The 13793-nt window shown below is 31.1% G+C and carries 11 protein-coding genes; all 11 read left to right on the top strand.

Features of this window, described 5'->3' with window-relative positions; all coding sequences use genetic code 11:
• Positions 1–5 precede the first annotated feature (5 nt).
• Positions 6–1022: a tRNA (adenosine(37)-N6)-threonylcarbamoyltransferase complex transferase subunit TsaD gene (gene tsaD, locus KGF52_RS09485; protein ID WP_227839993.1), complete on the top strand. Its 1017-nt coding sequence runs from the start codon at positions 6–8 to the stop codon at positions 1020–1022.
• 273 nt (positions 1023–1295) lie between these two features.
• The gene (hpdB, locus tag KGF52_RS09480; RefSeq protein ID WP_227839992.1) at positions 1296–4004 is read left to right on the top strand and encodes a 4-hydroxyphenylacetate decarboxylase large subunit; all 2709 of its coding nucleotides are present in this window, start codon (positions 1296–1298) and stop codon (positions 4002–4004) included.
• A gap of 3 nt (positions 4005–4007) precedes the next feature.
• Positions 4008–4265 carry a 4-hydroxyphenylacetate decarboxylase small subunit gene (hpdC, locus tag KGF52_RS09475; protein ID WP_227839991.1) on the top strand — a complete coding sequence of 86 codons (258 nt, stop codon included), beginning with the start codon at positions 4008–4010 and terminating at the stop codon, positions 4263–4265.
• Positions 4258–5208, top strand: a complete 951-nt coding sequence (gene hpdA, locus KGF52_RS09470; protein WP_227827857.1) for a 4-hydroxyphenylacetate decarboxylase activase — start codon at positions 4258–4260, stop codon at positions 5206–5208. Before hpdC ends, hpdA begins: the two co-directional genes overlap by 8 nt.
• A 237-nt stretch (positions 5209–5445) precedes the next feature.
• Positions 5446–6846 (top strand): sigma 54-interacting transcriptional regulator, encoded by a 1401-nt coding sequence (locus tag KGF52_RS09465; protein WP_285894676.1) that lies wholly within the window; start codon positions 5446–5448, stop codon positions 6844–6846.
• 217 nt (positions 6847–7063) lie between these two features.
• Positions 7064–8131: a 2,4-diaminopentanoate dehydrogenase gene (gene ord, locus KGF52_RS09460; protein ID WP_227839990.1), complete on the top strand. Its 1068-nt coding sequence runs from the start codon at positions 7064–7066 to the stop codon at positions 8129–8131.
• A gap of 34 nt (positions 8132–8165) precedes the next feature.
• Entirely contained in the window at positions 8166–8474 is a 309-nt protein-coding gene (ortA, locus tag KGF52_RS09455; protein WP_227827854.1) for a 2-amino-4-oxopentanoate thiolase subunit OrtA, read from the top strand.
• Positions 8467–9897: a 2-amino-4-oxopentanoate thiolase subunit OrtB gene (ortB, locus tag KGF52_RS09450; protein ID WP_227839989.1), complete on the top strand. Its 1431-nt coding sequence runs from the start codon at positions 8467–8469 to the stop codon at positions 9895–9897. The genes ortA and ortB overlap by 8 nt, the downstream gene beginning before the upstream one ends.
• Before the next feature lie 77 nt (positions 9898–9974).
• Complete coding sequence (locus tag KGF52_RS09445) at positions 9975–10349, top strand: ornithine aminomutase subunit alpha (RefSeq protein WP_227827852.1); 375 nt, start codon at positions 9975–9977, stop codon at positions 10347–10349.
• On the top strand, positions 10343–12547 hold the full coding sequence (gene oraE / locus KGF52_RS09440) for a D-ornithine 4,5-aminomutase subunit OraE (RefSeq protein ID WP_227839988.1): 2205 nt from the start codon (positions 10343–10345) through the stop codon (positions 12545–12547). The genes KGF52_RS09445 and oraE overlap by 7 nt, the downstream gene beginning before the upstream one ends.
• A partial coding sequence (locus KGF52_RS09435) for a GlmL-related ornithine degradation protein (protein WP_227839987.1) occupies positions 12547–13793 on the top strand: 1247 nt, incomplete at its 3' end. The genes oraE and KGF52_RS09435, both read left to right, overlap by 1 nt.

Here is a 13793-nt window from a genome sequence, read left to right as displayed (position 1 = left end):
AGTTTATGGGTGATATAATAACATTAGCTATAGAGAGTAGCTGTGATGAGACAGCTGCATCAGTTTTAAAAAATGGTAGAGAAGTACTTTCAAACATAATCTCTACTCAAATAGAAACACATAAAAAGTTTGGCGGTGTAGTACCAGAGGTGGCTTCAAGAAAACATGTGGAAAATATTGATATAGTTGTTCAAGAAGCTTTAGACAAGGCAAATATAGGATTTAATGATATAGACCACATTGCAGTTACATATGGTCCAGGGCTAGTAGGGGCTTTATTAGTTGGATTATCTTATGCTAAAGCACTTGCATATACATTGGATATTCCTCTTGTAGGAGTAAATCATATTGAGGGACATCTAAGTGCAAACTATATAGAACATAAAGATTTAAAACCTCCTTTTATAACATTAATAGTATCGGGAGGTCATACTCATTTAGTAGAAGTTAAAGATTATGGTAAATATGAAATTTTAGGAAAGACGAGAGATGATGCGTCTGGAGAAGCCTTCGATAAGATTTCAAGAGCTATGAATTTGGGTTATCCAGGAGGTCCTATTATTGATAATTTAGCTAAGAAGGGAAATAAGCATGCTATAGAATTTCCAAGAGCTTATTTAGAAGAGGATAGCTATGACTTTAGTTTTAGTGGTCTAAAATCTTCTGTATTAAATTATCTAAATGGAAAAAGGATGAAAAACGAAGAAATAGTAGTTGAAGATGTTGCTGCATCTTTTCAAGAAGCTGTAGTTGAAGTTTTAGCTACTAAAGCATTAAAAGCAACAAAAGATAAAGGTTATGATGTTATAACTCTTTCTGGTGGAGTTGCTTCTAACTCTGGTCTTAGAGCTAAAATAACAGAACTTGCAAAAGAAAGTGGAATTATAGTTAAATATCCTCCTTTAATTTTATGTACAGATAATGCTGCTATGATAGGTTGTGCAGGATATTATAATTTCATAAACAATAAAACACATGATATGAGTCTGAATGCAGTTCCAAATCTTAAGATAAACCAGTAATATAAACTAGGTTTAAAAATATATTGAGTAAGTATTTTTATAAAATTAAATATGTTGTCTATTAAAGCTTAAAACAAGACCATGGATAATCTTTATATTCTAATAAATCAGGAGGTTTTTTAGATATTTAGATATAAGGTAAATTTATGGTCTAAATTGTTTTAAGTTTTATTTTTTTGTAGAAAGATTATTTTAGAAAGTGGGTAATAGACTCTTTTTTTTCATTCTTAAAAAGTTTTATACTAAGTGTAGAAAGTTTAAGGAGGGGAAGAAATGAGTCAAAGTAAAGAAGATAAAATAAGAAGTATTTTAGAAGCAAAAAATATTAAAGCAAATTTTCAAAATCAAGAAAATTTAGATGAACTTAGTGAAAAAAAAGCAAGTAAAAGAGCAGATGATTTATTGAATGTATATTACAATACATTGTCTACAGCTGATATGGAATTTCCATATTGGTACAATAGAGAATATAGAAAATCAGATGGTGATATAGCAGTAGTTAGAAGAGCTAAAGCTCTTAAAGCTGCTTTTTCTCATATGACACCAAATATAATACCTGGTGAGAAGATAGTAATGCAAAAAACACGCAATTATAGAGGCTCTTTCCCAATGCCTTGGGTAAGTGAAAGTTTCTTTGTTGCTCAGGGAGAACAAATGAAAGAAGAAGCAAAGAAGTTAGCTAGCAATACAGCAGATGAGCTTACAAAATTTGGTTCTGGTGGAGGAAATGTAACTGAAAGTTTTGGAAATGTTGTTTCAATAGCTGGTAAATTTGGAATGAGAAAAGAAGAAGTTCCTGTTCTTGTAAAAATGGCAAAAGAATGGGTTGGAAAATCAGTTGAAGATTTAGGATTTCACTATGAAAAGATGATGCCAGATTATGATTTAAAAGAAAATTTAATGAGTACACTTATATGCATGTTTGATTCAGGATATACACTTCCTCAAGGTAGAGAAGTTATAAACTATTTTTATCCTTTAAATTATGGATTAGATGGAATTATAGAAATGGCAAAAGAATGTAAAAAAGCAGTCGCAGGAAATGCATCTGGAGATGGTCTTATCGGAATGGATCGTCTATATTTTTATGAAGCTGTTATTCAAGTTATTGAAGGGTTACAAGCTTGGATTTTAAACTATGCAAAACATGCAAAATACTTAGAGAGTATAGAAACAGATTTAGAAGCAAAAAAAGAATATTCAGATTTAGTAGAGATATTAGAACATATTGCACATAAACAACCTCGTACATTTAGAGAAGCTCTTCAATTGACTTATACAATCCATATAGCATCAGTGAACGAAGATGCGATATCTGGTATGTCTATAGGTCGCTTTGGTCAAATTTTATATCCTTGGTATGAACAGGATATGGAAAAAGGACTAATTACAAGAGAAGAAGTTATTGAATTATTAGAACTTTACAGAATAAAAATCACTTGTATTGACTGTTTTGCTTCAGCAGGTGTAAATGGAGGAGTATTATCAGGAAATACATTTAATACCTTATCTATAGGTGGGTTAAGAGAAGATGGTTCTACAGGAGCTAATGAATTAGAAGAATTATTATTAGAGGCAAGTATGAGATGTAGAACTCCTCAACCTAGCTTGACTATGTTATATGATGAAAAACTTCCAGAAGATTTTTTAATGAAAGCTGTTGAATGTACAAAACTTGGTTCTGGTTATCCAGCATGGGTAAACAATTCAAATGGGACAACATTTATGATGAAGCAATTTGCCGATGAAGGAATGACTGTTGAAGAAGCTAGAGCATTTGCATTAGGTGGATGTCTTGAAACATCTCCAGGATGCTGGAAACAACTGACTTTAAATGGAAAGACATATTCTATTGCAGGTGGAGCAGGACAATCTGCTGGTTCTGGAGTTCACTTTATTGCTAATCCCAAAATCTTAGAGCTTGTTCTTATGAATGGTAAAGACCATCGTATGAATATACAAGTATTTGAACCTCATAATAAGCCACTAGATACTTATGAAGAAGTTGTAGAAGTATTTAAAGATTATTATAAACAAGCGATAAATGTTCTTGAGAGAGCAAATAATATTGAGTTAGATATATGGAGAAAGTTTGATACTTCTATAATAAATTCCCTATTAAAACCAGACTGTTTAGATAAAGGTCAACATATAGGAAATATGGGCTATCGTTATAATGCAACATTAAATGTAGAAACTTGCGGAACTGTTACTATGGTTAATTCATTTGCTGCACTTAAAAAACTTGTATATGATGACAAAACTTTTACAGTTGAAGAAATGAAGGATGCTGTATTAAATAATTTTGGATTTAAAGACGCATTAGAAGTTGGTAATTATTCTATGGCAGACCAAGTAAAAGTAGATAAGACTGGCAAATATGATGCTATTTATAAGGCCTGTCTTGATGCACCTAAATATGGAAACAATGATTTGTATGCAGATACAATTCTTAAAAATTATGAAATATGGTTAGCAAAAGTGTGTGAAGAAGCACAATCTTTATATGCTAAAAAAATGTATCCTTGTCAAATTTCTGTATCTACACATGGGCCACAAGGAGCTGCCACTTTAGCTACTCCAGATGGTAGATTAAGTGGAACAACATATTCAGATGGTTCAGTTTCTGCATATGCAGGAACAGATAAAAATGGTGTGTATGCATTATTTGAATCTGCAACTATTTGGGACCAAGCAGTAGTTCAAAATTCTCAAATGAATTTAAAACTTCACCCAACAACTATTAAAGGACAACAAGGAACAAAAAAACTGTTAGATTTAACAAGAAGTTATTTAAGAAAAGGTGGATTCCATATTCAATACAATGTTGTGGACTCAGAAACTTTGAAAGATGCACAAAAAAATCCTGACAATTATCGTCAACTAATGGTACGTGTTGCTGGATTTACTCAATATTGGTGTGAGTTAGGTAAACCAATACAAGATGAAGTAATTGCTAGAACAGAGTATGAAGGGGTGTAAAATATGAGAAAACATAGTGATTGTATGAATTTTTGCGCAGTAGATGCCACTAAAGGGATTTGTAGATTATCAAAACAAATGATTAATCTAGATGATGAAGCATGTTCAGAAATAAAAGTAATGCCAAAATGTAAAAATTGTAAAAATTTTGTTGACGCTAATGATGAAGGTATAGGTAAATGTGTTGGGTTAGAAAATGAAGATTGGGTATACTCAACATTAAACTCAATTACTTGCGAAGGGCATGTGTTTAATGAATAGTCAAAGCCAATTAGAAGGAATGATTTTTGATATACAAAGCTTTTCAGTTCATGATGGGCCAGGTTGTAGAACAACTGTATTTTTAAATGGATGTCCACTTAGTTGTAAGTGGTGTGCAAATCCTGAAAGTTGGACTGTTAGACCACATATGATGTTTAGTGAGTTGTCTTGTCAATATGAAAATGGATGTACTGTATGTCATGGTAAATGTAAAAATGGTGCATTGAGTTTTGACCTTGACAATAAGCCAGTCATAGATTGGGATATATGTAAGAATTGTGAGAGTTTTGAATGTGTCAACTCATGTTATTATAATGCGTTTAAATTATGTGCAAAACCCTATACTGTAGATGAACTTGTAAAGGTGATTAAGCGTGATTCTAATAACTGGAGAAGTAATGGAGGAGTAACATTTAGTGGAGGAGAGCCACTACTTCAACATGAATTTTTACATGAAGTGCTATTAAAATGTCATGAAACAAATGTGCACACTGCTATTGAAACGAGTGCATGTGTTTCAAATGAAATTTTTAATAATATATTTAAGGATATAGACTTTGCGTTTATTGATATAAAGCATATGGATAGAGAAAAACACAAAGAACAAACAGGTGTGTATAATGATTTAATATTAGAAAACATATCAAATCTTGTAAACTCTGACTGGGGTGGAAGATTAGTACTTAGAGTACCAGTTATTTCAGGGTTTAATGATAGTATGGAAAATATAAATGATATTATATCTTTTATGCATAAAAATAATTTAGTAGAAATTAACCTATTACCATTTCATAGACTAGGAGAATCAAAGTGGATTCAATTAGGTAAAGAATATGAGTATTCTGATAAAGGAGATGTTGATGAAGAACATCTTGAAGAATTACAGGACATATTTTTAGATAATGGCATAGCCTGTTATGTTGGACATGAGACTGCTTTTTAGAAATAAATATCATAAAAATTAAATATTAGTTTGCAGAAGGGAGTTATCGCATGAGTAAATTAAATTTATTCTGTGATAGCTTCTTTTTGCTATTCATACTCTACTATATAGTTCATCCAGCGTTAATTAAAAATATAATGGACATAAAAAATATCATAAATATGTGATAAGATAAATATATAGAAATATTTTACTTATTTTTGGGTTGTTATATATTTAGGTACTGGGGTGATATAGTTGAACCAAGAAATATTTTTTAAAGTAATGAATGAAATATTGGAAAATATTGATGAAGGGGTACATTTTGTTAATAAAGAAGGGAAAACTATAATCTACAATGATTCTGTACAAAAAATGGAAAAAATGAATAGACATGATATTTTAACTAATTCATTTTTTGATATAGTCAGCAAAATGAAAATAAATAGAAGTACACTAGTAGAAGTTTTGGAAAAAAGGGAAATTATTAAAGACAATATTCAAAAATATCTAGATAAAAATGGAAAAGAAATAACAGCAATAAATACTACGATACCAATTGATATTAAAGGAGAATTTGTAGGGGCACTTGAAATATCAAAGAATATGACAACTATAGAAAATTTATTAAATAGAAGCTCTAAAAAAAATTTAGTTAATAAAGTTAATAATAAACAAAAAAATGGCTATGAATTTGATGATATTTTAGGTGAAAGTGATTTGATTAAAGAGGCAATAGCAAAATCTAAGAAAGCTTGTAAGTCTGATGCCTCAGTATTTATATATGGTGAAACTGGGACAGGCAAAGAGTTATTTAGCCAGTCCATTCACTATGGAAGTAATAGAAAAAATTATCCGTTTATAGCACAAAATTGTGCAGCTTTACCAGAATCATTATTCGAAGGAATACTATTTGGAACTGCTAAGGGAGGATTTACAGGTGCAATAGACAGGCCAGGTTTATTTGAACAAGCTAACAAAGGAACATTATTATTAGATGAAATAAATTCCATGCCTATTATGTTACAGGCTAAATTACTAAGGGTTTTGCAAGAAGGTTATGTAAGAAGAGTTGGAGGGACCAAAGACATACCTGTTGATGTAAGAATTATTGCAACAACAAATGAAAGTCCAAGAGTTATTTTAAATGAGAATAAAATTAGAAAAGATTTATATTATAGGCTTAACATAATACATATAAAAATTCCTCCTCTTAGAGATAGAAAAGAGGATATATCTGTATTATGCAAAAAATTTATTTCAAAGTATAATAAAAAGTTAAATAAAAAAGTAGTAGGTATTTCAGATGAAGCTATCAGAATTTTAAAAAATTATGACTGGCAAGGTAACATAAGAGAATTGGAAAACATAATTTATTGTACTATGAGTATGATGGAAGACGAGATACAAATAGAAACAAGCATGATTAATCTAAATGACTATTACAATCTAAAAGAGAATAAAGAGGTTAACAATTATTCTTTAAATGATTTAGAGAATAAGACACTTAATAATATTATTGGTGAGATAGAAGAGAAGTATATATATGAATCATTAGAAAAGACCTCATATAATATAACTAAGGCTGCATCAATTTTAGGTATGAACAGGCAAAATTTACAGTATAAAATGAAAAAATATAATATCAAAATATTATAAAGGAGCAAAATAAAGGAGCAAAATTATTATGAAAGAGCAAAATTTTTTGCTCTTTTTTTATTTCTCAGAAAAAATATTATTTTTTATTTATGAAAATATATAACAAGATAATTATAGTTTCAACGTTCTCATAAATATTTGACTTCGTTTTGAAGTTGGCACGATTTATGCTTTAACTAATAATTAAGAATATATAAATTTTTAGGAGGGTGTATATATGAGAAAAGTAAGAGTTGGTATATGGGGATTTGGAGCTATGGGGATAGGAATGGCTAATATGATTTTAAAAAAAGAAGGTATAGAAATAGTATCTGTTTGCAGTAGAAGTACTTCAGGTAAAAGTATGTATGATGTCCTAGGAATTGAAAGAGGAGAAAGAGAAGAAGTTATTATCAATGGAAATTATGAAGAAGTTTTTAAAGAAAAAAGTGCAGATGTTGTTTTATTAGCAACTGATTCATTTACCAAAAAGGCTTTTGATAAAATAATGTTCTTATTAAATAGAAAAATAAATGTTATATCAACAGCAGAACAAATGGCATATCCACAAGCTGATGATGCAGATTTGGCTAAGCAAATGGATGAAGTTGCAAAAGAGAATGGAGTAAGTATTCTTGGAACAGGAATAAATCCAGGGTTTGTATTAGATTTACTAGTATTAGCACTTTCAGGGACTTGTGAAGAAGTTAATAGTATAAAAGCTAAGAGGGTAAATGATTTATCACCATTTGGAAAATCTGTTATGGTAGAACAAGGTGTTGGAGTAACAAAAGAAGAGTTCATAAAAGGTGTAGAAAATAATACTATAGCAGGTCATGTAGGATTTGTAGAATCAATAAATATGATAGCTGATGGATTAGGATGGAAACTAGATAAGATAGAACAAACAAAAGAACCAATAATGACTACAGTAGATAGAAAATCTAAGTACGGTGAGGCATTAGCTGGAAATGTTGCTGGTTGTAGACAATGTGGATATGGATATGTAAATGGAGACATTTTAATTGAAATGGAGCATCCACAACAGATAATACCTGAAGCAGAAGGCATTAAAACAGGAGACTATGTATCAATAAAAGGGATACCAAACATTGATTTACAAATAAATCCTGAAATACCTGGAGGGGTAGGTACTTACGCAATGATAGTAAACTCTATTCCATTAATAATAAATGCTAGACCAGGTCTTAAAACTATGTTGGATATACCAGTACCTAGAGCAATAATGGGAGATATAAGAAATCAGATAGAAGTTGAATTAGAAGAAGAATCAAAAGCAAATTAATAAAATAACAGTTAGTTAATAAGGGGATGAAAAAATGGATGCTAAAATTAATGATTGGGTTATTATACACAATATAGTGTTAACTCCAGAAGAAAGAGCTCCACAAGTTCCAGAGGATACTAAGAAAGTATCCTTAGAAATGTGGGTTAAAGGATTTATACAAAAAGATGCTTTTATAGGCGATTTAGTAGAAGTTAAAACAATTACAGGTAGACTTGTAAAAGGTAATTTACTTAAAGTAAATCCATACTATACTCATGATTATGGTAAATGTATACCAGAGTTACTCCAAATAGGAATACAGGCGAAAGAAATATTATTTGGAGGTGTATGTAATGAATAATGCAGCATCAATGAAAGATATGAGCTATCAAGCTGTCATGGGAAGAAATAATGAAATAATGAAAAATGCAATTGGACTGGATTACTCATCTTTTGAACAAGAAGGAATAGGATTTGATTATGAAAAAATGATGGGTGAAACAGGATATACATTACAAGATATTGAAGCAATTCAATCACAATATGCTGTTGGAAATACTCCTATAATAGAACTTAAAAATTTGACTAAGCTAGCTAGAAAATGCGCTCCAGAAGGTAAAGGTGCTAGAATATTTGTAAAAGATGAAGCAATGAATGCATCTGGTAGCTTTAAAGCGAGAAGAGCAGCTACTGCAGTATATCATGCCAAAAAAATGGGATATAAAGGTGTAATAGCAGCCACTAGTGGTAACTATGGGGCAGCTGTAGCATCTCAAGCAGCAATGCAGGGGTTAAAATGTATAATAGTCCAAGAATGCTATGATTCTAATGGTGTAGGTCAACCTGAAATTATAGAGAAAGCAAGAAAATGTGAAGCTTATGGAGCAGAAGTTGTTCAATTAACTGTTGGACCAGAATTATTTTATACATTCTTAGTTTTATTAGAAGAAACAGGCTATTTTAATGCATCATTATATTCACCATTTGGCATTGCAGGTGTAGAAACTTTAGGGTATGAGTTAGCTATTCAATTTAGAGAAAAATATAAAAAAGACCCAGATATAGTTGTTTGTACAAATGCAGGTGGAGGTAATCTTACTGGAACTGCAAGGGGTCTAATAAAAGCTGGTTCTCTTAATACTAAAGTAGTAGGAGCAAGTGTTGATTTGAAAGGATTACACATGGCTAGTGATAATCAATTTAATAAAAAATCATTCACAACAGGACATACAGGTTTTGGTATACCATTCTGTACATGGCCTGATAGGTCAGATGTACCTAGATCTGCAGCTAGGCCACTTAGATATATGGACAGATATGTGTTAGTAAAACAAGGAGAAGTTTTCTATACAACTGAATTATTAGCACAGTTGGAAGGTATAGAGAGAGGTCCTGCTGGTAATACATCTTTAGCAGCAGCATTTTCTTTAGCACAAGAATTAGATGAAGATAAAGTTATAGTAGTACAAGAGACAGAGTATACAGGTGCAGGTAAACACATATGTCCACAACTTACTTTTGCAAGAGAAAATGGAATAGATATAAAATTTGGGAATCCAGAAGAAGAAATTGCAGGAGTAAACTTAATATTACCAGAAAGACCAGAATTATTAAAATGTGTTGATATTGATATGAATAAAATAAGAAAATCATTTATAAAAAATTGTATCTCTCACAACGATATTCATGATGTTGATAGTATAAGTAATCAAGATATAGAATTTTTAATGGAAGAAGTAAAAAGTTCAAGAGATTTTGTTATTGATACGTTAAATAATTTATAATAGTTACTGTTTTTTAATTTAACATGAAATAAATAGTTGGAAAATTCACTTAAATTGATATGAATGGGGGAATGTTCATGAAAAAAAGAGAGGATGATTTTGAGGTTAGAAGAAAACATCTTCAGAAATTGAGTGATGATGAGTTAAAAGAAAGATTTTGGAGTTTAGCTACCCAGATAGTAGAACCAATGATAGACCTTGGTAAAAAGAACACAACACCATCAATAGAAAGGTCTGTTTTGTTAAGAATGGGATTTTCTTCTCTTGAGGTAAAACCTATTTTAGAAGGTGTTATGGAAAGAGGTCTTATAGGTAAGGGGGCAGGGCATGTAGTTTATAAGTTTGCTAAATCTAAAAATATATCAGTTAGAGAAGCTGGTTTATTATTAGTTAATGGTGAATATTGGGATGAAGTTACATGTTTATTTAGAGAAGGGGTAGAATCATGTTAAAGGAAAATAAAAAATTAGATATAGACTATATATTAAAAGATTTGGATAAATATAAACCAAAAAGAAGAGGTTGGGTTTGGAGAGAACACTTGGAAAATCTTGAAATGGGACCTTTTGAATATAAAGACTGTACAAAACCTTTAAAGAAGAGTATAGGGTTACCATCATCTAAATATTTCAATAATATAGACCCTCAACCAAGCCCAGTTATTACTACTGAAATAGCTTCTGGAAGATTTGAAGATGATATAAGAAGAATGAGGATGGCAGCTCATCATGGTGCTGACCACTTAATGGTCATTAGAACAGCTGGACAATCGCATTTTGATGGACTTATAGAAGGCACTCCTCAAGGTATAGGTGGTGTTCCAATAACAAGAAAACAAGTAAGAGCTCAAAGAAAAGCTCTTGACTTTATAGAAGAAGAAGTTGGTAGACCGATTAATTACCATTCATATGTAAGCGGTGTTGCGGGTCCTGAAGTAGCAGTAATGTTTGCTGAAGAAGGGGTCAATGGAGCACATCAAGACCCACAATATAATGTTCTATATAGAAATATAAACATGGTAAGATCTTTTGTAGATGCTTGTGAAGCTAAACAAATAATGGCTTTTGCCAATATAGCTCAAATAGATGGAGCACATAATGCTAATGCTACTGCTAGAGAAGCATGGAAGGTAATGCCTGAACTTATGGTTCAACACGCTTTAAATTCTATATTCTCAGAAAAAATAGGAATAGATAAAAGTAATATATGTTTATCAACAGTTCCACCAACAGCACCTCCAGCACCATGTTTAAGAATAGACTTACCTTACGCTGTTGCACTTAGGGAGTTATTTAGTGATTATAAGATGAGAGCTCAAATGAATACTAAATATATGGAATCATCAACTAGAGAAGCTACAGTCACTCATGTATTAAATTTATTAACATCAGTTTTAACTAGAGCTGACATACAATCAACTATAACACCTGACGAAGGTAGAAATGTACCTTGGCATATATACAACATAGAAGCATGTGATACAGCAAAGCAAGCTTTAGTTGGTATGGATGGTCTTATGGATATGATAGAACTTAAAGATGTTGGCGAATTAAGATACAAAGCAAGAGAGCTTAAAGAAAGAGCTGTATTATATATGGAAGAAATATTTGAAGTTGGAGGATATTTTGAATCTGTAGAACAAGGATTCTTCGTTGACTCAGGAAATTATCCAGAAAGAAATGGTGATGGAATATCTAGAAAAATAAAAGGAGGAGTTGGAGAAGGTACTGTTTATGAAAGAGATAAAGATTATTTAGCACCTGTAACTGCTCACTTTGGATACAATAATGTAGCTCAATACGATGAAAAAGCTATAGATAATCCATCAATATTAATAGATGGATGTACATTTGAAAATCCAGACAAAATAATATACATCGATGAACTGGATGATTTTGATAATGTGGAAAATAGACTAAAAGAATCAGAGGAATACAGAAGTGGAACTAAAATCAAGCCTGAAATGGAATGGTGTGCAGATGGAATTGTAATGATAACAATGATGCTTCCTACCGACAAAAGAACAGCTGAGTTTGCAGCATTGGAATTTGTCAAAAAAATGAATTTACAAGAAGTTGAGGTTATAAGTAGAGAAGTTATGCATGAATCTGAAGGTACTAGGATAGAAGTAAAGGGAAGAGTTCCATTTGATATAGATTTAAATGATTTAGTAATACCAGAAGAGCCTAAAGTACTAACTGATGAAGAAATAAGAGCAGATATAGAAGAAAAACCTATGAAAATAGTTTCAGCAACAGTTGGAGAAGATGAACATTCAGTTGGTTTAAGGGAAATAATAGATATAAAACATGGTGGTATTGAAAAATATGGTATAGAATGCCATTACTTGGGAACTTCTGTACCTGTAGAGAAATTAGTAGATGCAGCAATAGAGCTAAATGCAGATGCAATACTTGCATCTACAATAATAAGCCATGATGATATTCATTATAAAAATATGAAGAAATTACACGATTATTGTGTAGAAAAAGGTATAAGAGATAAAGTAATGATTGCTTGTGGAGGAACACAAGTAACACCTGAAATAGCCGTTGAACAAGGAATAGATGCTGGATTTGGAAGAAATAGTAAAGGTATACATGTAGCCACTTTCTTAGTTGAAAAAAGAAGAGAAATGAATAATAAATAATGAAGAATAAAAAAGTTTCTCTAAAAATAGATGTGTTGGTAGCTGAAATAGGAAGTACTACCACTGTGGTAAACGCTTTTCATGATATTGATACTGATAATCCTGTATTTTTAGGTCAAGGTCAGGCTCCAACAACAGTGTTTGAAGGTGGCGATGTAAGAAATGGCTTATCAGGTGCTATTAAAGATTTAGCTAATAAATTATCTGTAGATGATATAAAATATAATGATATGTTTGCAACTTCTAGTGCAGCTGGTGGATTAAAAATGACTGTTCATGGATTAGTATATGATATGACAGTAAAAGCAGCTAAAGAAGCTGCTCTAGGAGCTGGAGCTGTTATTCGTCAAGTAACATCAGGTAGAATTAAAAGAACTGATTTAAAGAAAATAAAAGAAATAAATCCCAATATAATTTTAATAGCTGGTGGAGTTGATTACGGAGAAAGAGATACAGCTATTTATAATGCCGAAATGATAGCTTCTATGAATTTAGGTATACCAGTTATATATGCTGGTAATGTTGAAAATCAAGAGGAAGTAAGATTAATATTTGAAGATACAAATTATAAGCTTTATATAACAGAAAATGTATACCCTAAAATAGATTTATTGAATATAGAACCTACAAGAAAAATCATTCAAGGTGTGTTTGAAGATCATATAACTACAGCACCAGGAATGAAGTATATTAAAGAAATGGTTAATGAAAATATTACTCCAACTCCAGGGGCTGTAATGGAAGCTTCTAAACTCTTATATAAAAATATTGGAGATTTATTAACTCTAGATGTAGGTGGAGCAACTACTGATGTACATTCTGTTACAGATGGAAGTGACTATATTAATAAAATATTAGTTAATCCTGAACCTGTAGCTAAAAGAAGTGTTGAGGGGGATTTAGGTGTATATGTAAATATGAAAAATATAGTAGAAGTTATAGGCAAAGAAAACTTACAAAATGAATTATCTATAGATATTGATAAAGTAATAGATAATTATCCGCCAATACCAAAATCAAAAGAAGAAATATTATTTGTCGAGAGATTGACAAAAGAAGCTGTTATTAAAGCTATGTTAAGACACTCAGGAAAAATAAGAAATATTTATGGAACAACTGGAAAAATCAAAATTGCAGAAGGAAAAGATTTAACAGAAGTAAGATATATAGTGGGTACAGGGGGAGCACTTACTAGGCTCCCTAGTAGAATTAAAATATTAGATAATATAACTAAATACAATAAAAA

This window comes from Clostridioides sp. ZZV15-6597 (genome assembly GCF_020657815.1).
Taxonomy (GTDB): domain Bacteria; phylum Bacillota; class Clostridia; order Peptostreptococcales; family Peptostreptococcaceae; genus Clostridioides.
Note: the sequence above shows the minus strand (reverse complement) of the source record. Positions and strands in the feature narration are given on the sequence as shown.